At 68.8% G+C, this 19,831-nt stretch carries 16 protein-coding genes and 2 tRNA genes; 12 read left to right on the top strand and 6 right to left on the bottom strand.

Annotated features, from left to right (window positions below; translation table 11 throughout):
• Nucleotides 1-7 precede the first annotated feature (7 nt).
• From D7X96_RS26710 to D7X96_RS40065, 12 genes are all read left to right on the top strand, one after another.
• Nucleotides 8-79: transfer RNA gene (locus D7X96_RS26710), tRNA-Val, on the top strand.
• An 87-nt stretch (nucleotides 80-166) separates the two neighbouring features.
• Nucleotides 167-2,095, top strand: coding sequence for a threonine--tRNA ligase (gene thrS / locus D7X96_RS26705; protein ID WP_120547022.1), 1,929 nt, complete (start codon nucleotides 167-169; stop codon nucleotides 2,093-2,095).
• Nucleotides 2,096-2,154: 59 nt separating this feature from the next.
• Complete coding sequence (gene infC / locus D7X96_RS26700) at nucleotides 2,155-2,847, top strand: translation initiation factor IF-3 (RefSeq protein WP_244219738.1); 693 nt, start codon at nucleotides 2,155-2,157, stop codon at nucleotides 2,845-2,847.
• Nucleotides 2,848-2,944: 97 nt separating this feature from the next.
• Nucleotides 2,945-3,151 carry a 50S ribosomal protein L35 gene (gene rpmI, locus D7X96_RS26695; RefSeq protein WP_014397248.1) on the top strand — a complete coding sequence of 69 codons (207 nt, stop codon included), beginning with the start codon at nucleotides 2,945-2,947 and terminating at the stop codon, nucleotides 3,149-3,151.
• Nucleotides 3,152-3,242: 91 nt separating this feature from the next.
• On the top strand, nucleotides 3,243-3,590 hold the full coding sequence (gene rplT / locus D7X96_RS26690) for a 50S ribosomal protein L20 (protein WP_014397247.1): 348 nt from the start codon (nucleotides 3,243-3,245) through the stop codon (nucleotides 3,588-3,590).
• 124 nt (nucleotides 3,591-3,714) lie between these two features.
• A complete protein-coding gene (pheS, locus tag D7X96_RS26685; RefSeq protein ID WP_120547021.1) occupies nucleotides 3,715-4,764 on the top strand; it encodes a phenylalanine--tRNA ligase subunit alpha in 1,050 nt (349 codons plus the stop codon).
• Between the two features lie 31 nt (nucleotides 4,765-4,795).
• On the top strand, nucleotides 4,796-7,210 hold the full coding sequence (gene pheT, locus D7X96_RS26680; RefSeq protein WP_121771046.1) for a phenylalanine--tRNA ligase subunit beta: 2,415 nt from the start codon (nucleotides 4,796-4,798) through the stop codon (nucleotides 7,208-7,210).
• A 94-nt stretch (nucleotides 7,211-7,304) separates the two neighbouring features.
• The gene (locus D7X96_RS26675) at nucleotides 7,305-7,691 is read left to right on the top strand and encodes an integration host factor subunit alpha (protein WP_014397244.1); all 387 of its coding nucleotides are present in this window, start codon (nucleotides 7,305-7,307) and stop codon (nucleotides 7,689-7,691) included.
• Nucleotides 7,692-7,778: 87 nt separating this feature from the next.
• Nucleotides 7,779-7,855: transfer RNA gene (locus D7X96_RS26670), tRNA-Pro, on the top strand.
• Between the two features lie 151 nt (nucleotides 7,856-8,006).
• Nucleotides 8,007-9,578: a serine hydrolase gene (locus D7X96_RS26665; protein ID WP_121771045.1), complete on the top strand. Its 1,572-nt coding sequence runs from the start codon at nucleotides 8,007-8,009 to the stop codon at nucleotides 9,576-9,578.
• Nucleotides 9,579-9,680: 102 nt separating this feature from the next.
• Nucleotides 9,681-10,982 carry a trypsin-like serine peptidase gene (locus D7X96_RS26660; RefSeq protein WP_121771044.1) on the top strand — a complete coding sequence of 434 codons (1,302 nt, stop codon included), beginning with the start codon at nucleotides 9,681-9,683 and terminating at the stop codon, nucleotides 10,980-10,982.
• Between the two features lie 23 nt (nucleotides 10,983-11,005).
• Nucleotides 11,006-11,149 (top strand): hypothetical protein, encoded by a 144-nt coding sequence (locus tag D7X96_RS40065; RefSeq protein WP_158616156.1) that lies wholly within the window; start codon nucleotides 11,006-11,008, stop codon nucleotides 11,147-11,149.
• Between the two features lie 12 nt (nucleotides 11,150-11,161).
• On the opposite strand, the gene D7X96_RS26655 is transcribed toward D7X96_RS40065, so the two are convergent.
• The 6 genes from D7X96_RS26655 to D7X96_RS26630 all read right to left on the bottom strand — a co-directional run bounded on the left by D7X96_RS26655 (nucleotide 11,162) and on the right by D7X96_RS26630 (nucleotide 19,675).
• Entirely contained in the window at nucleotides 11,162-12,568 is a 1,407-nt protein-coding gene (locus D7X96_RS26655; RefSeq protein WP_158626638.1) for a polysaccharide deacetylase family protein, read from the bottom strand.
• Nucleotides 12,569-12,695: 127 nt separating this feature from the next.
• Nucleotides 12,696-14,942, bottom strand: coding sequence for a Kelch repeat-containing protein (locus D7X96_RS26650; protein ID WP_121771042.1), 2,247 nt, complete (start codon nucleotides 14,940-14,942; stop codon nucleotides 12,696-12,698).
• Nucleotides 14,939-17,185 carry a Kelch repeat-containing protein gene (locus D7X96_RS26645; RefSeq protein WP_121771041.1) on the bottom strand — a complete coding sequence of 749 codons (2,247 nt, stop codon included), beginning with the start codon at nucleotides 17,183-17,185 and terminating at the stop codon, nucleotides 14,939-14,941. The genes D7X96_RS26650 and D7X96_RS26645 overlap by 4 nt, the downstream gene beginning before the upstream one ends.
• A gap of 151 nt (nucleotides 17,186-17,336) precedes the next feature.
• Nucleotides 17,337-17,468, bottom strand: coding sequence for a hypothetical protein (locus tag D7X96_RS41585; RefSeq protein ID WP_255424941.1), 132 nt, complete (start codon nucleotides 17,466-17,468; stop codon nucleotides 17,337-17,339).
• Nucleotides 17,469-17,612: 144 nt separating this feature from the next.
• A complete protein-coding gene (locus tag D7X96_RS26635) occupies nucleotides 17,613-19,322 on the bottom strand; it encodes a DUF4091 domain-containing protein (RefSeq protein WP_244219737.1) in 1,710 nt (569 codons plus the stop codon).
• 149 nt (nucleotides 19,323-19,471) lie between these two features.
• Nucleotides 19,472-19,675 carry a hypothetical protein gene (locus D7X96_RS26630; protein WP_208647380.1) on the bottom strand — a complete coding sequence of 68 codons (204 nt, stop codon included), beginning with the start codon at nucleotides 19,673-19,675 and terminating at the stop codon, nucleotides 19,472-19,474.
• Nucleotides 19,676-19,831 lie beyond the last annotated feature (156 nt).

The raw sequence follows: 19,831 nt of genomic DNA, 5'->3' as shown, positions 1-19,831 counted from the left end.
GCACGACGGGTCGTTAGCTCAGCGGTAGAGCACTACCTTGACACGGTAGGGGTCAGTGGTTCGATCCCACTACGACCCATCATCAGTAAGTGATCCATCTCGCGGGCGGCCGGCTTTCTCAAAAGCCTGCCGCCCGCGGTTTTTTCAGCTCAGGGGTTTATCCGCCATGTCCGAATCCATCACGGTGACGCTCCCCGACGGCAGCCAGAAGCAGACCGCCCGGGGCACGACCATCGCGGACTTCGTGAAGGGCAGCATCGGCGTGGGGCTCGCGAAGGCGGCCCTGTTCGCCCGGGTCAACGGCCAGGACATGGACCTGGCCCGGACGCTCGACGAGGACGCGAAGCTGCAGATCTTCACGTCCAAGAGCCCGGAAGGCCTGGACCTCATCCGTCACGACGCCGCGCACGTGGTGGCCAGCGCCGTGCAGAAGCTGTTCCCCGGCACGCAGGTGACCATCGGTCCCGCGACGGAGGAGGGCTTCTACTACGACTTCTTCCGCGAGAAGCCCTTCACGCCGGAGGAGCTGGAGAAGATCGAAGCGGCCGCCAACGCGGAGCTCAAGCAGGACATGCCGTTCGTCCGCACCGAGATCTCCATGGAGGACGCCATCAAGCTCTTCGAGGAGAAGGGCGAGAAGTTCAAGGTGGAGATCGTCAAGGACATCGCCGCCAAGGGCGCCAAGACGCTCACGCTCTACACCCACGGCGACTGGGTGGACTTCTGCCTGGGGCCCCACGCGCCCAGCACGGGGAAGATCGGCGTCATCAAGATCCTCTCCTCCAGCGGCGCGTACTGGCGCGGCGACCACCGCAACCCCATGCTCCAGCGTGTCTACGGCACGGCCTTCTTCGACAAGAAGGCGCTGGACGCGTACCTCACGCGCATCGAAGAGGCCCGCAAGCGCGACCACCGCAAGCTGGGCAAGGAGCTGGACCTCTTCCACTTCCACCCGTACTCGCCGGGCGCGGCCTTCTGGACGCCCAAGGGCACCGCGCTCTACCAGACGCTGTCCAACTGGATGCGCAGCCTCACGGCCGGTGACGGCTACGTGGAGATCAAGACGCCCCTGATGTTCAACAAGGGCCTCTGGGAGACGAGCGGCCACTGGGGCAAGTACAAGGAGAACATGTTCCTGGTGCTCGACAGCGAGTCCGGCGAGCACGACTTCTCCCTCAAGCCGATGAACTGCCCGTCGCACCACCTGTACTTCGGCTTCAAGAAGCACAGCTACCGCGACCTGCCCCTGCGCCTGCACACCCAGGACGTGCTCCACCGCAACGAGGCCGCGGGCTCCCTGGGCGGCCTCACCCGCGTGCGCCAGTTCGCGCAGGACGACGCGCACATCTACTGCATGGAGAGCCAGATCACCGACGAGGTGCGGCGCTTCGTGCAGCTGCTGGACCGCGTCTACAAGGCGGTGGGCCTCACCTACGCGGTGAAGCTGTCCACGCGCCCCGAGCAGCGCCTGGGCGACGACTCCCTCTGGGACCGCGCGGAAGGCGGCCTCAAGGCGGCGCTGGAGTCGCTGAACCTCCAGTACGAGCTGGCCCCTGGCGACGGCGCCTTCTACGGCCCGAAGATCGACTTCGCGGTGTCCGACAGCATCGGCCGCAAGTGGCAGCTGGGCACCATGCAGCTGGACTACCTGGCCCCGGAGCGCTTCGACCTCACCTACGTGGGCGAGGACAACGCCGAGCACCGCCCGGTCGTCCTGCACCGCGCCATCTTCGGCTCCTTCGAGCGCTTCACCGCCATCCTCATCGAGCACTTCGCCGGCGCGTTCCCCGCCTGGCTGGCCCCGGTGCAGGCCACCATCGTCACCGTGGCGGACCGTCAGCTGGACTACGCCCGCAAGGTGCGTGACGACCTGCGCGCCAAGGGCTTCCGCGTGGAGCTGGACGAGCGCGGCATGACGCTCAACGCGAAGATCCGCGAAGCCCAGATGCAGAAGGTCCCCTTCACCCTGGTGGTGGGTGACAACGAGGTGGAGGCCGGCGCCGTGGCCCCCCGCCGGTACGGCGGCGAGGACCTGAAGACGATGAAGTACGCGGACTTCGAGGCCCTGCTGGCCAAGGAAGCCACGCTGCCCTGAGGCGGGTGGGGGACTTGACTCCCAGTCCGGGCTGAACTACGTGCCGGGCTTTCCGGGGATTGGAGGACATCCTCCATCCCCGACCGTCGGAGGGTCCTCCCATCGTTCGCGATCAGAGAACCAATCGCCGTATCCGAGCCCGGGAGGTCCGCGTCGTCGGGCCCAACGCCGAGCAGCTCGGAGTGATGTCCCTGGAAGCAGCCCTGGCGCGCGCCCAGGCGGACGGACTCGACCTCGTCGAGATCTCCCCCATGGCCAAGCCGCCGGTCTGCAAGATCATGGACTACGGCAAGTTCAAGTACGAGGAGAAGAAGAAGGCCTCGGACGCCAAGAAGAAGCAGGTCGTGGTCCACCTGAAAGAGGTGAAGCTCCGCCCCAAGACGGAGGAGCACGACTACGAGTTCAAGGTCCGCAACACCCGCCGGTTCCTGGAAGAGGGGAACAAGGCCAAAATCACCATCCAGTTCCGGGGTCGTGAAATCACCCACAAGGAGCTGGGGAGCGCCATCCTGGACGACGTGGTGAAGGACCTGAAGGAAATCGCGGTGGTGGAGCAGCACCCCCGGATGGAAGGGCGCCAGATGTTCATGATCCTGGCCCCCAACCCGAAGGTGGCGCAGCGTGCCCGCGAGCTGGCCCGCCAGCAGGTGGAGGCGGCCGGGAAGAAGCAGGAAGGCAGGCCGGCGGTCCCCGCGGCGGTCGTTTCCGCGACAGCGGTAGGAAATCCTGCCCCTGTCGCGGCAAAAGAGTGATAGAGGCTTCCGCCCAAAGCGTCCGGGAACCGTGTGTCCCGGTCCGCCGTCAGTCACGAAGACTGCCGGCCGACAGGCAGAAGGAAGGTTTGGGATCATGCCCAAGTTGAAGACCCGCAGCGCCGCGAAGAAGCGCTTCCACGTGAAGAAGAGCGGCCAGGTGAAGTTCGGCAAGGCGTTCAGCAAGCACCTGTTCACCTTCTCCAAGACGCCCAAGCAGAAGCGCGGCAACCGTGGCACGGGCCACCTGCGCGACATGGACGCGAAGAAGGTCATCAAGGAGCTGTTCCCCTACGGCGCCTGAGTCGTCCTCGGGTTTGAACCAATCGTGAGTCCTGGCGGAGCGGCGTGAGGCCAGCGCCCCGGGGCTCCCTTCCAGAAGTCAGGAGTGTGTCATGCGCGTCAAAAAGGGATTCAAGGCTCGTCGTCGTCGTAATCGCATTCTGAAGCTTGCGAAGGGCTTCCGCGGCCGTCGCAAGAACTGCTACCGCCGTGCGAACCAGGCCGTCGAGCGCGCCCTGGACTACGCCACCCGCGACCGCGCGGTGCGCAAGCGCAACTTCCGCTCCCTGTGGATCGTCCGCATCAACGCGGCCGCTCGCACGGTGGGTCTGTCCTACTCGAAGCTGATCGCCGGCCTGGCGAAGGCGAAGATCTCCCTGGACCGCAAGGTCCTGTCGGATCTGGCCATCGCGGACCCCGCGGGCTTTGCCGCCATCGCCAACATCGCGAAGGCAGCCTGAGACACGGCCGGCGGTGACGCCGGCTCCCGAAGCTGAAACGGGCTGCCTCCACCAGGGGGCGGCCCTTTTTTTTGCCCGGCGCCAGAGGCGTTCCGGGGCGTGAATGGAAGGCGGGAAGAGGACCATGCGAGACCGGTTGCAGGCGTTGGCGGACGCGGCGCGCCAGGAGATCTCCGGCGTGTCGGAGCCCTCGCAGGTGGAGGCCCTGCGCATCCGCTACCTGGGCAAGAAGGGTGAGCTGTCCGCGGTGCTGGGCGGCATGGGCAAGCTGCCCCCGGACGAGCGCCGGGCCCTGGGCGAGATTGCCAACACCGTCAAGGCGGAGCTGGAGCAGCTGCTGGCGGACGCCACGAAGCGGGCGGAGGACGCGGCGCTGGAGGCCCAGCTGAAGGGCCCCAGGCTGGACGTGACGCTGCCCGGGCGCGCGGTGCCGCCGGGCGGACGGCACCCGGTGTCGCGCACGCTGGAGGACATCGTCCGGACGTTCGCGCGGCTCGGGTTCGAGGTGGCGGTCGGCCCGGAGATCGAGCTCGACTACTTCAACTTCGAGGCGCTGAACCTGCCCAAGGACCACCCCGCGCGGGACATGCAGGACACGTTCTACGTGGACGAGCCCACCCTGGGCCACGCGAAGAAGGCGGACAGCCCGTCGCTGCTGCGCACGCACACGTCGCCGGTGCAGGTGCGGCACATGCTGTCGCGCAAGCCGCCCATCCGCGCGGTGATGCCGGGCCGGGTGTACCGGCGGGATTCGGACATCACGCACACGCCCATGTTCCACCAGGTGGAAGGCCTGCTCGTGGACAAGGACGTGAGCTTCGCGGAGCTGAAGGGGACGCTGGACGCGTTCGTGAAGGCGTTCTTCGGCTCGGAGACGCGCACGCGCTTCCGCCCGTCGTTCTTCCCCTTCACGGAGCCCTCCGCGGAGGTGGACGTCACCTGTGCGTCGTGCGGTGGCAAGGGCTGCCGCGTGTGCAAGCAGACCGGCTGGCTGGAGGTGCTGGGCAGCGGCATGGTGCACCCCAACGTCTTCACCGCCGCGGGCTACGACCCGAAGGAGGTCACGGGCTACGCGTTCGGCATGGGCGTGGAGCGCCTGGCCATGCTGCGCTACGGCATCGACGACCTGCGGATGATGTTCGAGAACGACGCCCGCTTCCTCGCGCAGTTCTGATTCCGGCCCCCCAGGCAAGAGGACAAACCCTGTGAAGATTTCAGTGAAGTGGCTGGGTGATTACGTCGCGCTGCCGCCGTCCGTGGACGAGCTGGCGCGCAAGCTGACCGCGGCGGGCCTTGAGATTGAAGGCGTGGAGCGCCCCGGCGAGGGCCTGCGCGGCGTGGTGGTGGCGCAGATCCGCGAGTCGGTGCAGCACCCGAACGCGGACAAGCTGTCCGTCACGCAGGTGGACATCGGCGGCTCGGCGCTGTTCCAGGTGGTGTGCGGCGCGAAGAACTTCAAGGTCGGCGACAAGGTGCCGCTGGCCACGGTGGGCGCGAAGCTGCCCAACGGCATGGAGATCAAGCAGGCCGCGCTCCGGGGCGTGGACAGCTTCGGCATGCTCTGCTCCGCGAAGGAGCTGGGCATCACGGAGGACTCGTCCGGCCTGCTCATCCTCCCGGCGGACACGAAGCTGGGCCTCCCCATCGCGGAGGCGCTGGGGCTGGATGACTCCGTGCTGGAGGTGAACGTCACCCCGAACCGGCCGGACGCATTGAGCCACCTGGGCATCGCGCGCGAGGTGGGCGTGGTGACGGGCGCGCAGCTGAAGGTGCCGCAGCCCAAGCCGGTGGAGTCCGGCAAGGCGGTGGCGGAGCTGGTGAAGGTGCGCATCGACGCGAAGGAGCGCTGCTCGCGCTACGCGGCGCGGGTGGTGGAGGGCGTCACCATCCAGCCGTCGCCGCAGTGGATGCAGGACCGGCTGAAGGCGTGCGGCGTGCGCGCCATCAACAACGTGGTGGACGTCACCAACTACGTGCTCCTGGAGTACGGCCAGCCGCTGCACGCGTTCGACCTGGACAAGGTGGCGGGCCAGGAGATCGTCGTCCGCACCGCGAAGCAGGGCGAGAAGCTGCGCACGCTGGATGACAAGGAGCGCACGCTGGACGCGGACGACCTGGTCATCGCGGACCGCGACCGGGCGCAGGCGCTGGCGGGCGTGATGGGCGGCGGCGACAGCGAAGTCACGCAGGGCACGAAGCGCATCGTCATCGAGTCCGCGCACTTCCACGGCTCCGGCGTGCGCCGGTCCGCGAAGCGCTACGCGCTGCACACGGAGGCGTCGCACCGCTTCGAGCGCGGGGCGGACCTGGACGCGGTGCTGCCGGCGTTGGATCGGGCCGCGCAGCTCATCGCGGAGCTGTCGGGCGGCACGGTGGTGCCGGGCCGCGTGGACGTGCAGCCGGAGCCGCTGGCGCCGCGCCGGGCGACGCTGCGCTACGCGCGGGTGGAGAAGGTGCTGGGCGTGGCGGTGCCGGAGGCGGAGGTCCGGCGCATCCTGACGGCGCTGGGCTTCAAGTCCGTGGACGAGTCCGCGGGCCAGACGACGTACGAGGTGCCGCGGGCGCGCGTGGACGTGGAGCGGGAGGAGGACCTGATGGAGGAGGTCGCCCGCGTGTACGGCTACGACAACATCCCGGCGAAGCTGCCGCGAGGGCTGGAGACGCTGGCGCTGGAGCCGCCGACCATGGAGGCCGAGCGCCGGCTGCGCCACGCACTGGGCGGGGCGGGCCTGTCCGAGGTGGTGAACTACTCGTTCGTGGCGCCGAAGTCGCTGGAGGTGCTGGGCGGGAAGGAAGCGCCCATCGCGCTCTTGAACCCGCTGAGCGTCGAGCAGTCGGTGATGCGCACGAGCCTGCTGCCGGGCCTCCTGGAGAACCTGTCGCGCAGCGTGCGCCATCAGGTGGAGTCGGTGGGCCTGTACGAGACGGGCCGGGCGTACTTCCGGGATGCGGAAGGCGGGCAGGGGATGCGCCCCGCGGCGCGCGAGGTGCCTCGGGTGGCGGGCCTGGTGTGGGGCCTGCGCGGCGGTGGCCGGACCTGGACGCAGAAGGACTCGCGCGTGGACTTCTACGACGCGAAGGGCGCGGTGGAGGCGCTGCTGCACGCACTGCACGTGGAGGGCGCGACGTTCACTCCGGCGGAGGCCCCCGCGTACCACCCGCGCAGCTGCGCCCAGGTGGCGCTGAAGGACGGGACGGTGCTGGGCCTGGTGGGCGAGGTGCACCCCCGCGTGGCGAAGGCGCTGAGCCTGCCCGAGGGCGTGTTCGTGTTCGAACTGGACACGGATCCGCTGTACGCGGCGGCGCGGCTGGTGCCGCAGGCGGCGGCGCTGCCGAAGTATCCGGCGGTGCTGCGGGACCTGGCGGTGGTGGTGCCGCTGGAGCTGCGCAACGAGGAGGTGCGCCGGGTGATTCTGGAGGTGGGGGCGCCGCTGGTGGAGGACGCGCTGGTGTTCGACGTCTACACGGGCAAGCCCATCCCCGAGGGGAAGAAGAACCTGGCGTACGCCTTGAGGTACCGCTCGCCAGAGCGGACGCTGACCGACGCGGAGGTCACGGCGGCCCACCAGCGCATCATCACGGAGGTGAACCAGCGGCTGGGAGCGGCGCTGCGCGCCTGAATTCCTGAATGAAGTCAGGACGTTGACACGGTTCGGGGAAGGCTGACACCATGCCCCGCGTTCACCGGCCATTCACGGGTGCCAGAGGACTCGCATGACGAAAGCGGACATCATCGAGGGGGTCTACGAGAAGGTCGGCTTCTCCAAGAAGGAGTCGGCGGAGATCGTCGAGCTCGTCTTCGACACCGTGAAGGAGACGTTGGAGCGCGGGGACAAGATCAAGATCTCCGGGTTCGGAAACTTCCAGGTGCGCCAGAAGAAGGCGCGCGTGGGCCGTAACCCGCAGACGGGCAAGGAGATCGAGATCAGCGCCCGCCGGGTCCTGACCTTCCGGCCGAGCCAGGTGTTGAAGAGTGCCCTGAACGGCGAGGCACCGCCGGAGAACCACGCGGAGATCGACGCGCAGGAGGAGGCGGCGGCGGACGCGGCGGAAGCCCGGGGCGAGGACTTCGACGAGGGAATGGAAGAGGGCGACGAGTAGGTTTTTTTCACCAGCGCCCGTCACCTCGCGCTTGACCCAAGAGAGCGGCGAGGGCATAAGGCAGCACCGTTTCACGACGGCGGTTCACGGGGCGTAGCGCAGCCTGGTAGCGCACTTGCTTGGGGTGCAAGTGGTCGCAGGTTCAAATCCTGTCGCCCCGACCAAATAGAGGCCCTGGAGTTTCCGGTGCAAGCCGGTGACTCCAGGGCCTTTGTTTTTGGCGCGTGCTCAGGCGGCGACGCACTCACCGCGCTTGAAATCGAACGGAGGGGCGGACGTACACCGCGCGTCCCACCCCTTCCCTCCGGTGAACCCATGCGTCGTTCCCTGTCCGGCCTCGTGCTCGCGGCCCTCCTGTTCAGCCCGGGAGGCGCGGCCCTCGCGGCGGAGGGAGCGAAGAAGCCCGCCACGCAATGGTTGGCCAGCCCTGCTCAGGCGGCCCGCGCGGCGCGAGTGGAGGCGGGCCTGGCCCCGGTCGTCATCGAGGGTGAGAAACCCCAGAGCCTCACGCTCACGCAGTGGATGGCGCTGTACCGGATCCCCGGGCTGAGCATCGCCGTCTTCGACAAGCATGCCATCGTCTGGGCCAGGGCCTATGGCGTGAAGACGGCGGGTGGCTCGGAGCCCGTCACCCTGGAGACGCTTTTCCAGGCGGGCTCCATCAGCAAGCCGGTGACGGCCCTGGCGGCGCTGCACTTCGTCGAGGCCGACAAGTGGTCGCTCGACGAGAACATCAACGACAGGCTGCGCTCGTGGAAGGTCCCCGAGAACGACTTCACGAAGGAGCAGAAGGTCACCCTGCGCCGGCTGCTCAGCCACAGCGCGGGGACGACCGTGCATGGCTTCCCCGGTTACGCCGTCGACGCGCCCATGCCCACGCTGGTGCAGGTGCTGGAGGGCGTGGCGCCCGCGAACACCTCCCCGGTTCGCGTCGACCTCGTCCCCGGGACGAAGACGCGCTACAGCGGCGGTGGCACGTCCATCGTCCAGCTGATGATGGTGGATCAGCTCCAGAAGCCGTTCCCCCAGGTCATGCGGGAAACGGTGCTGAAGCCGCTCGGCATGAGCAGCAGCTCCTACGAGCAGCCCCTGCCTCCGGCCCTCGCAGCCAGGACGGCGACCGGGACGTCCTCCAGCGGGAAGAGCGTCGCGGGCCGCTGGCACGTGTACCCGGAGATGGCCGCGGCCGGACTGTGGACCACGCCATCCGACCTCGCTCGGGTCGCCCTCGAGGTGTCCAGCGCGAAGGCGGGGAAGTCCAAGCGCGTGCTGTCGCAAGCGATGACGCAGCAGATGCTGACGCGGCAGTCGGAGCGGTTCGGGCTGGGCTTCCAGGTGGAGCCCGGCAGCGACCGCTTCTGGCACGGAGGCTCGGACGAAGGTTTCCAGGCCGTGTTCATGGCCTTCAGTGACACGGGCAGCGGCGTGGTCGCCATGGCCAACTCCGACAACGGCTTCCTGCTCTTCGACCGGCTCATCGCCAGCGTGGCGGCCGAGTATGGCTGGCCCGCGTTCAAGCCCGAGCCCGTGTCGCCGTCCGCCCAGGTGGACGTGCTCATGCGGCTCAAGGGCGTCGACACCGCGCTCGCGTGGTACGCCGCGAAGCATCGCGAGGGCATGAAGGGCCTGGAGTCGGGGGACCTGAACCAGCTCGGCTACCGGTTGCTGTCAGACGGCAAGGGCGCCGAAGCGGTGCGGGTGCTCGAAGCGAACGTGAAGCTCTTCCCCACGGATGCGAATACCTACGACAGCCTGGGCGAGGCACAGCTCCAACTGGGACAGAAGGAAGCGGCCATCGCGAGCTACAGGAAGTCACTCGCGCTGGACGCGGGGAATGCCAATGCGGTGAAGGTCCTCGAGAAGCTTGGCGCGCCCGCCGGGAAGTGAGCGGAGTTCCGGGGCTGGAGATAATACTCGTTAGGCATGTGTTGCAGTGAGTGCGTGTTTGGCGCCAGCATGCGGCCCTCACCCTCAAGGAGTGTTCAGCACATGCGAATCCCCCGGACTTCTGGCCGCAGGACGCTGCTCGGAACGCTGCTGTGTACCCTCTCCCTGGTGGCCTGCGGTCCGGCCCCCGAGGGCGAGTCCTCCGACAACGCTCCCCTGGGCACGGAGAAGCAGCCCGTCGTCTATGGGACGGACAACCGCACGGACGTGTACGCGCACTCGGACGCCACGCTGCGCGCCCGTGCTCAGCAGTCCACCGTCGCGCTGATGAACCCTTCGGACTTCAACGCGACCAACCCCGACAAGGTCACCTTCAACGCATCCACGCTGCGCTCCGCGTTCAACCTCTGCACCTCCGAGCGCTTCCTGGACGACCTGACCCCGGCGTTCTGCTCCGGCACGCTCATCGACGATGACCTGGTGCTCACCGCGGGCCACTGCATCACCAGCGCTTCGGCCTGCACCAGCACGCGCTTCGTCTTCAACTTCTACCGCACCGCCGCCGGCGCCATGCAGACGGTGACGACCGCGGACATCTTCTCCTGCAAGGAGATCGTCGCGCGCCAGCAGGGCACGGTGGGCGGCCGCAACCTGGACTTCGCTGTCGTCCGGCTGGACCGGCCGGCCACCCCGCGCTTCACGCCCGCGCCCATTCGCGCGGGCAACGCCGCGCTGCCCGTGGGCACCAACGTGACGGTCATCGGCTCGGGCAGCGGCATTCCCTTCAAGATCGACTCGGGCGGCTCGGTGCGTGACGCGCGCGCGGGCACGCTGGACTACTTCGTGGGCACCACGGACACGTTCGGCGGCAACTCGGGCTCGGGCGTGTATGAGAACAGCGGCTACACGGTGGCCGGCATCCTGGTGCGCGGCGAGACCGACTACAAAGCCAACGGCAGCTGCAACGTCGTCAACACCTGCACGGAGACGGGCTGCCGCGGCGAGGACATCACCTACGTCCGGCCGGCCATCGACGAGTACTGCGGCGTGGCGACCAGCACGCGCCTGTGCGCGGGCTACCCGCCGCCCGTGACGCCGGTGACGTTCACCTTCACCGCCACCAACACCAACAGCGCCAACCAGAACACCGTCAACCGCAACGTCACCCTGGCCGCCGGGCAGACCCTCAAGTTCGGCACCTGCTCGGTGGCGGGCGCCTCCGGCACGGGTGACACGTACCTGCGCCTGTACAACGGAACCACCCAGGTGGCCTCGAACGACGATGCCTGCGGCACGCTGTCCTTCGCGAGCTTCAAGGCCACGACGGCGGGCACCTACCAGATCCGCGCGGGCTGCTACTCCAGCGGGAGCTGCAGCGGCACGGTGGCGTACACCGTCCAGTAGTCCCTGAAGGACCGAAGCGGGCGGTGGCGTGTCCGTCACCGCCCGCGCCGGGCTCCTTCATCCGCATGCGGCTCTTCTTCACGGGCCATGCGAACCCGCTGATGGAGACGTTCACGCTCGCCGCCTACCAGGCGCCCACGCCGTCCGGCAGCAACCGACCCGCTTGAAGGACGATGCGCTCAGGGGACCGGCGGTTCGGGCTCGAGCGGCGCGAACGGGCCCGGGCCGAGGTCCTCGAGCCTGAAGTCATCCATCGTCAGCGTGCCCACGCGCTCCAGGGCCAGCCCCACGCTCAAGCCCCGGCCCGCGGAGGGCGCCGCGGGCGTCGTCCACTCGGCGTAGCCGTAGGTGCCTCGCGTGGGCAGCAGGGCGCTCTGGGCCCACCATGCCCAGCCTCCTGAAGCGTTGCGGTAGTACGCCTTGAAGAGGGGCGCGGCGGTGGCCTTGTACCAGGCGGACACCCGGTAGCGGTGGCCAGGGGTGAGCGGCGGCGCGCACGCTCCGAGATCCTCCAGGGAGATGAGCTTGCGGTCTCCGCTGGAGTAGCTGGTGACGCTCAAGCGCTGGGCCCAGGTCCCCGAATGGGCATCCGTGGTCCGCGACCAGCTGTAGGCGTTGGCGCCATAGCCGCCGCGCTGCCAGCAGTCCGGGGCTCCGTCTCCGTTGCTGTCGGTCTCCAGGGATGGATTCGCCAGCAGTTGCGTGGGAGGTGGAGTGCCAGCGTCGGGCAGCGGCGGCCCGTTGACCGGCGGCTTCACCGCGCCTCCGATGACCTGATCCTCCGTGCGCACGAAGGTGCCTCGCGAGGCGCGCGCCGCGAGCCAGTCCAGGAAGGCCGTGAAGGTGGACACGTTGATGCCGTAGGTCTCCGACGTCGGGCAGGGCCCCGGGCAGATCTCGTGGAAGGCGATGGGCACCCAGCCTCCGCCGGCGGACTCGGCTCGGAGCACCAGCCCCTGCAGGTCCGCCAGCGTCTGGGTTCTCTGGACGGAGCCGTGGTTGCGGATGGCGAAGGCGTCCTGCGGCGGCACGGTCTCCGCGTAGGGGCAGCCCGTGCAGCTGTCCGGCGTCCGCAGGCCGCCGGATTCTCGCGCGGAGTTGTAGTTGCAATCGATGACGACCTGTTCCGTGGTCGCATCCCTCGCTCCGGAGGGATAGGCGAAGGACGTCACCCTCAGCCCCGCGTTCATCAGGGCCACCCGGTCGTCGCACACCTGGCGGCGCTGCGAGTCCACGTCCAGCGTGGGGAGCTGGACGTGGGACACCGTGTGGCCGCCCACCTCGTGGCCAGCGGTCTGGAAGCGCCGGAGCTGATCGCGCGTCAGATAGCCCGTCATGCCGAGCCTCCCGCTGCTGACGAAGAAGGTCCCGCGCATTCCGCGCGCCTCCAACAGGGAGGCCGCGGTGACCTGGCTGGCCCTCGCGTCATCGAAGGTGATCGAGACGACGAGCTGCCCGGGCTCCAGGACGAGGCTCGGCGACTGCTGCTCCAGCGCTTCTTCGGACCCGGAGCCCTGGCACGCCAGGGCCATCCAGAGCAATGACAAGCCGAACGCGTGGGCAAACCGGAAGAACAATGGGGGCATGGTGCCCGCCAAGGTGCGTGCGTTTCTCCCGCTGCCCAGCGGCCCGGAGGCATGGCGCGGCTGCTCACGGGTGAGCGCAACCGGCCGTTCGTCGCATGGCGATGGCGTCCGAGGATGGCCCTCAAGCTCACAGCGGGGTGTAGAGCTCGGCCGCTTCGGATTCGTAGCTTCCCGACGTGACGAGCACCCGGCCATCGGGCAAGAGCGTCGCCGTATTGAGCCCATAGCGCGGGACAATCGTGGGAGCGGTCGGAGTCCAGGTGCCCGTGGCCGGGTCGTAGAGCGCCGCGGCGTCCACATACGCGACGAGCACCTTCCCATTTCGCAGCACCGTCTCCGGGCCGCCGAGCGGTGCGGGCGGTGAACCCGTGAGGGTCCAGGTGCCCGTGGCCGGGTCGTACAACTGCGCCGCGGTGCCTGACACGGCGAACACCTTCCCATCCGGCAGCAGCGCCAGAGAGCCGTTGACCGGTGCGACCGGAGAGCCCGTGGAGCTCCAGGTGCCCGTGCCCGGGTCATAGAGTTCGGCGGTGGTGACGTCGCCGTCCAGGTTGCGCCCTCCCGCGACGAGCACCCTGCCGTCCTGCAGCAGTGTCGCCGGGTTCTCATAACGCACCACGGCCAGTGAGCCGGTCATGCTCCAGGTCCCCGACGCGGGGTCATAGAGCTCCGCCGTCGTTTCGCTCTGGACGAGCACCTGACCGTTGGGCAGCAGCGTCGCCGTGTGGCCCGCGCGAGCTTCCACCATGGAGCCCGTGGGACTCCAGGTGCCCGTGGCCGGGTCATAGAGCTCCGCCGTCCGCAGGACGAAGAACCGGTCCAGGCCTCCTGCGACGAGCACCTTGCCGCTGGGGAGCAGCGTGGCTGTGTGCCCATAGCGGCATTCGAGCATGAAGCCGGTCGCGCTCCAGGTATTCGAGGCCGGGTCGTACAACTCCGTCGAGCTGGTGCATTGGCCTCGTTGCGCCTCACTGCCGCCCGCGACGAGCACCTTGCCGTTGGGGAGCAGCGTCGCCGTGGTGTACAGGCGCAGCAGGAAGTTGACCCTCGGTCCCGTCAGGGCCCATGTCCCCGGGACGGAGCAGCCCGGCAAGCCCGTCACCGTGAAGCTCCGGGTGGCCGTGAGGCCAAAGGCATTCGTCACGGTGACGGTGATGGAGGGCGGCGTGCCAACACTGGCGCAAGGCGGCGCCGTCCAGGTGACGCGGCTGTGCGTGGAGTCGCCGGTCGGCGTGGCCAGTGTGCCGGTGGTGGCCTGCCAGGAGAAGCCGAGCGTGGAACCCTGCGGGTCGCTGGCCGCCACCTCGTAGGTGATCACGTCGCCCGGGTTGGCCGTGTCCGAGGAGCGGTACGAGCGGAGGATGACGGGCGCGAGCTGGTTGCTGGGGGGCGTATTGCTGACGCACAGGGCGACGGTGCCCGTGTTGTGCCCTCCACGCCCGTCGGACACGGACACGCTCAGGCGGCAGTTGTTGCACGCCTCGGCTGGCGCGATTGAGGGCGTGAATTGACCGAGGGCGGAGGTCGCGTCGGTCCAGGTGCCCGCGCAGGACGCGCTCCAAGCGTAGGAGAGACTGTCTCCATCCGGATCCATGGCCAGCGCGAAGACAGTCGTCGGCTGTCCCACGGACAACTGCGTCGCCGTCGCGGTGATGGAGGACACCTGGGGCGCGCTGTTGAAGGAGATGGACAGCTCGGCTTCACCTTCGCCTTCGGGGACGACGTTGACGATCAGGAGCGCGCTGGAGGCCAGGCCGCGCGAGTCCGTCACCGTCAACGTGACGGTCTGGAGCCCGGCGGAAGTGGGGGCCGTCCAGGACGTGAAGCGCTCGGTGGGCGCGGAGATGGTGCCCGCGGTGGCGCTCCACGCGTAGCTGATCATGTCCTCCGGGTTCGGGTCATGCGCGGAGGCGTAGAGGGAGACGGTGCCCCCGGCCGCCACGGTGCTCGGGTTCACCGCCACGAAGTCGATGAGGGGCGCTTCGTTGTCGAAGGGCGGCGGCGGGTTGACCTGCTGGAGGGTGATGGCGACGAGGGTCGTCTGGTTGGAGAGGATGGTGACGCCGTCGGCGGAGCCGGAGAAGAGCAGGGTGCCGGAGGCGTCGTAGGCGCGCGCGGCGAAGGCACGGCCGGTGCCCGCGGGGATGTTTCCAATGGTGCCGCCCCAGACACCGTTCGTGGGCGCCAGGTCCACCCAGACGGTGCGGATGTCCGGACCGCCCGAGGCGACCGCGACGCGAGCGATGGTGGAGGAGAGGGATTGGGGCACCGACACGGCGAAGCGCGCCGTGCCTGTGTCCCCGGAAGTGTCTCCGCAGCCCGCGAACACCGCCGCCGCGAGCGCCAGCATCAGGTGAAGGGATGCGCGTCTCATGGGGTGTAGACCTCCGCCGACTCCACATCCGACTCGGTGTTGGGAGGTGTTCCGGCGATGAGCGCCCTGCCGTCGGACAACGCCGTCAAGGTGAATCCACTCCGATCGATGGCCGGGGTATTGGCCATGGTCCACGTGCCCGTGGCCGGGTCGTACAGCTCCGCCACCTCCCAACCCACGACGAGCGCCCTGCCGTCGGTCAGCAGCACCGCCGGACCGTTGATGGGTTCTCGTGGGGCGCCCGTCAGGCTCCACGTGTCCAGGAAGGGGTCATACAGCTGCGCCGTCCTGCCCCCGGCCACGAGCACATTGCCATCGGGCAGCACCACCGGCGGCCCCCCGGGAGATACAACCGGAGGACGGGTCGGGCTCCAGGTCCTCGTGGCCGGGTCATAGAGCTCCGCCGAGTTCAATCCCGTGGCGAGCACCTTGCCCGTGGGCAGCAACGCCGACGTGCGGTAGCGAGGTTCGGCCATGGCGCCCGCCGGGCTCCAGGTGCCCGTGGCCGGGTCGTACACCTCCGCGGACGTGAGGTCGCCGCTCATGTCCTCGCCCCCAGCGACGAGCACCTTGCCGTCCGGCAGCCGCGCCGCCAGGTGCCTGGAGCGGCCCTGCGCCATGGAGCCCGTCGGGGTCCAGGTGTTCGTGGCCGGGTCGTACAACTCCGCCCGGGCGGAATAGAACTCGAAGCCTTCTCCTCCCGCGACGAGCACCCTGCCATCGAGCAGCAAGGTCGCCGAGTGGTAGAGGCGGCTCACGTTCATGCGGGGGCCATAGGTCCAGGTGTTCGTGGCCGGGTCATAGAGCTCCGTCGAGTCGAGGAAGAAGCTCCATTTCTGGGCGCTACCTCCGGCGATGAGCACCCTGCCATCCGGCAGCAGCGTCGCGGTGTGACCCCAGCGAGGCCCGCCCCCCATGTGGCCCGTCGGGTCCCAATCTCCCACGAGGACACAATCCGGCAGCCCCGCCACCGTGAAGGTCCGGGTGGCCGTGAGGTCGAAGGCGTTCGCCACCGTGACGGTGACGGACGGAGTCGTGCCCGGGCGGATGCACGCGGGCGCCGTCCAGGTGATGCGACTGTGATTGCCCACCCGCACCGGAGCGCCTGTCGTGCCGACGCTCGAGTCCCAGGAGAAGGTGAGGGCGGAGCCCTGCGGGTCGCTGGCCACGACTTCATAGGTCAGTGTTTGGCCCGGGCTCGCGGTGTCCGAGGAGCGGTAGGAGCGGAGGATGACGGGCGCGAGGTGGTTCACGGGAGCCGTGCTGGCGACGCACAGGGCGACGGTGCCCGTGTTGTGTCCTCCGCGCCCGTCGGTCACGGACACGCTCAGGCGGCAGTTGTTGCAGGACTCCGTGGGCAGGAGCGAGGGCGTGAACGTGGCGATGCCGGAGGACGCGTTGGTCCAGGTGCCCGCGCACGACGCGCTCCACGAGTAGGAGAGAGGGTCCCCGTCCGGGTCCGATGCAGTGACCAACACCGTCGTCGGCTGTCCCACGACGAGTTGCGTGGGCGTGGCGTCGATCGCAGCCACTTCCGGTGCACTGTTGAAGAAGATGGACAGCTCGGCCTCGCCCTCGCCCTCGGGGACGACGTTGACGACCAGGAGCGCGCTGGAGGCCAGGCCGCGCGAGTCCGTCACGGTCAGCCTGACGGTCTGGAGCCCGGTGGAGGTGGGCAGCGTCCAGGAGGTGAAGCTCTCGGAGGGCGAGGAGATGGAGCCTGCGGTGGCGCTCCATGCGAAGTGGACCGTGTCCTCCGGGGTCGGGTCATGCGCGACGGCATGGAGGGTGACGGTGCCTCCGGGCGCCACGGTGCTCGGGGAGACCGAGACGTAGTCGATGATGGGGGCCGCGTTGTCGAAGGGTGGCGGCGGGTTGATCTGCTGGAGGGTGATGGCGACGAGGGTCGTCTGGTTGGAGAGGATGGTGACGTTGTCGGCGGAGCCGGAGAAGAGCAGGGTGCCGGAGGCGTCGTAGGCGCGCGCGGCGAAGGCGCGGCCGGTGCCCGCGGGGATGTTGCCGATGGTGCCGCCCCAGACGCCGTTCGTGGGCGCCAGGTCCACCCAGACGGTGCGGATGTCCGGACCGCCCGAGGCGACCGCGACGCGGGCGATGGTGGAGGAGAGGGATTGGGGCACCGACACGGCGAAGCGCGCCGTGCCTGTGTCCCCGGAGGTGTCCCCACAGCCCGCGAACAATGCCGCCGCGAGCACCAGCATCAGGTGAAGGCCTGCTCTTTTCATGAACGTTCCCCCTCGTCGCGAGCGTGAGGATCGCGGCTGGCATTGACTATCCAGGATGGGAGGGATTGTGGCCTATGACCCGGACATCTCGCGCACCGTCCTTTGCCGGACGGCGGTGGCGCCTTCGTGTGCGAGGGGGCTCAGGGCGGCGTCAGTAGGGTGCGCAGGTCAGGCCCACGCAGTTGCCCGCGCCGTTGTCTCGCGCGACGTTGCCTCCCCCGTCGAACGCGGCCGGCGCGAAGAGGCCGTAGCCCGTGTTGCCCAGAGCGACGTTGTTGAGCACCGTGGGCGTGCTGGGCGCCTGCAGTGGCCGCGGGTTTCTCAGGCGAACGGCTCCTCGGTGCGACCATGGACAAGGTGATGGCGAACCTCTTCAAGTCCTCCGAGAAGACGCTCGTCAAGCCCGAGGCCTCCTCCAAGTAGGCGCCTACTGCGCCGCAGCGCGGTTTCGGCACAGTTGCAGGTAGCGCCGGATGAGCTGGAGCCTTGCCTTGTCGAACGCCTCCCCGTCCTCGGGCACCGCCCAGGCGTGCGGGATGAGCTTCCGGGCCACGGTGCGCGCGTACGCAGGGTCGCCCGCGTCACTCACCAGCTTCAGCCATTCGTAGTCCTGCATGCCCTGCCGGATGAGCTTCATGCGGATCGAGGGCAGGGGGATCTCCGTGGTGCCGCCGATGATGGACGGCAGCCCCGGATAGAAGAGCGTGCCGTCACCATTGCCGTTGAAGCGGAACTGCGTCGTCCATGCGGTGTAGAGCAGGCCTACCGTCTGATAATACAGCTCGCCGCTCGCGCCGTTGATGAAGTCCAGCCATTGCATGCCGCGCGCCTTGGCCGCCGAGCGGTCCACCATGTACGAGGGCCAGCCCTGGCCCGGGATGTTCTCCGGCGGGGGCGGTTCGCTGGGAGAGCAGCCGTGGCTCGCGCAGCTCTGGTACAGCCACAGCTGGCGGTTGGGCAGCTTGAGGAAGTCGTCGTACTTCGGGCGCTGGTTCCCTTCGTAGGGCGGCTGGGTCCCGTCGATGAAGTTCACCAGCACGGTGATGATGTCGATCTCCTCCAGCAGCCCGTGGGCCTCCAGCTCCGTGACGGTGCTGGTCAACAGCGTGCGAAGTTTCGGGGCCGCCGTGCGGGTGAGCTCCGCCCGGGCCGCCACCGCCTCCCAGGTAGTGCCGTAGGGCGGCTCATCCCCGACGTAGTCGAACGAGCGCGACAGCCAGCCGCGCTCCTCCGCTTCCGTCTGGAATTCGGTCAGCGCCGCGCCGTTGGCCGGCCCCAGGTACTGCAGGGCCGTCATTCGGGCCCCAGGCAGGCGGTTGGGTGCGGTGCCGTCGAGGAACGGCCCCCAGCGCTCCGCGAACGTGTCGTAGTCCGGCAGGTCCCACGTGGGCAGGTTCACCTCTCGCGGAAAGGCGCTCGCCAGGGTGAGGCGGTGCTCCAGCGCCATCCGGTGGAAGAGCTTCAACAGGCGCACCTGGGTGTCCACGGGGCACACCGGGTCCCCGGTGAAGGCGCGGCACACGTGGGGCGGCCAGAGCAAAAAGGCGCTGCGCAGCGAGGAGGTGCTCGGCAGGCGGGCATCCACCACCTGGAGGTTCACCTCCACCCGCGACGTGAAGCCGTCGCCCTTCACCGTCACGGTGCCACGGTAGTTGGCCGGGCGCGCGTTCGGCGGCACGTGCACGTCCACCCAGATGGCGCGGGCTTCTCCCGCGGGCACGTCGAAGGGAAAAGCCAGACGCTTCTCTCCCACGACCTCGTCCACGTCCGGCACCAGGCCATCCGGCCACCGCCCGGGAGTCGTTCCCGGCGGCGTGGGCGTCGTGATGTCCAGGAGCGCTTCCCGGTAGAGCAGCAGGTCCCCACCAGAGATACGAGCCCGGCCCGCGCGCAGCTCCGGCAGGACTGCGCTCACCCCCTTCAGGCCGGACCGTCCTCCGTGAAGCACGACCTGGAAGGACACGAACTCGTTGCGCGCGGCGGTCAGCGACACGGACCGCTGGTTGCGAGGAGGCGTCTCCGGACGCACCTTCACCATCGCGCTTTCGCCCCAGATGGCCGGACGCGACGGATGCGCCCCGGCCACCAGGCCCCACCCCAACGACAGACAGACCAGCGCCAGCTTGATGGATTGCATGACCTCCCAGGCTGGAGCTTGAGAGGAATTGCGGCAATCCGCCCTCCGGCGCCAGCGCCGATGGGGCAGCCGACATCGGGAGCGTTCCCGGACGAAGCTCAGGGGGGAATACAGCACTCCACGGTGCGCCGAGGTGCCCCGTGCAGGAGTCACCGCCACTCGAGGCCGATCGTCCCGTCCGCCATCAACTCCACGTGCGTCCCCAGCCGGCGTCCCTCGCGGTCCAGGACTCCGCGCAGCCATTCGGCATCCCGTAGCGAGGCCCGCTGGGGACGGAGCTGGCGCAGCTGCATGGGGAGCATGCGCAGGCTGTCGAGCCGGCCGTCCGCCGGGTCCACCGACGCCAGGTACATCAGGGCCAGATCCGGCCGGAAGTCCTCGTTGGGCGTGATCCGCTCCAGTGGACACCAACGAAGAGGCAGATACGGTGTCCGACATGGTGGAAGAGAAGAAGCCACGCCGCCCGCGGCGCAGCTACACGGACGAGTTCAAGGCCGGGGCTGTCCGGC

The sequence above is a fragment of the Corallococcus interemptor genome (assembly GCF_003668875.1).
Lineage (GTDB): Bacteria > Myxococcota > Myxococcia > Myxococcales > Myxococcaceae > Corallococcus > Corallococcus interemptor.
The sequence above is the reverse complement of the archived record's forward strand: the minus strand, read 5'-3'. Positions and strand labels throughout refer to the sequence as shown.

Excerpts from the sequence above, each read along its gene's own strand:
- thrS (WP_120547022.1), top strand. The coding sequence starts at position 167 with ATGTCCGAATCCATCACGGTGACGCTCCCCGACGGCAGCCAGAAGCAG.
- rpmI (WP_014397248.1), top strand. The coding sequence starts at position 2,945 with ATGCCCAAGTTGAAGACCCGCAGCGCCGCGAAGAAGCGCTTCCACGTG.
- rplT (WP_014397247.1), top strand. The coding sequence starts at position 3,243 with ATGCGCGTCAAAAAGGGATTCAAGGCTCGTCGTCGTCGTAATCGCATT.
- pheS (WP_120547021.1), top strand. The coding sequence starts at position 3,715 with ATGCGAGACCGGTTGCAGGCGTTGGCGGACGCGGCGCGCCAGGAGATC.
- D7X96_RS26675 (WP_014397244.1), top strand. The coding sequence starts at position 7,305 with ATGACGAAAGCGGACATCATCGAGGGGGTCTACGAGAAGGTCGGCTTC.
- D7X96_RS26665 (WP_121771045.1), top strand. The coding sequence starts at position 8,007 with ATGCGTCGTTCCCTGTCCGGCCTCGTGCTCGCGGCCCTCCTGTTCAGC.
- D7X96_RS26660 (WP_121771044.1), top strand. The coding sequence starts at position 9,681 with ATGCGAATCCCCCGGACTTCTGGCCGCAGGACGCTGCTCGGAACGCTG.
- D7X96_RS26655 (WP_158626638.1), bottom strand. The coding sequence starts at position 12,568 with ATGCCCCCATTGTTCTTCCGGTTTGCCCACGCGTTCGGCTTGTCATTG.
- D7X96_RS26650 (WP_121771042.1), bottom strand. The coding sequence starts at position 14,942 with ATGAGACGCGCATCCCTTCACCTGATGCTGGCGCTCGCGGCGGCGGTG.
- D7X96_RS26645 (WP_121771041.1), bottom strand. The coding sequence starts at position 17,185 with ATGAAAAGAGCAGGCCTTCACCTGATGCTGGTGCTCGCGGCGGCATTG.
- D7X96_RS26635 (WP_244219737.1), bottom strand. The coding sequence starts at position 19,322 with ATGCAATCCATCAAGCTGGCGCTGGTCTGTCTGTCGTTGGGGTGGGGC.
- D7X96_RS26630 (WP_208647380.1), bottom strand. The coding sequence starts at position 19,675 with ATGTACCTGGCGTCGGTGGACCCGGCGGACGGCCGGCTCGACAGCCTG.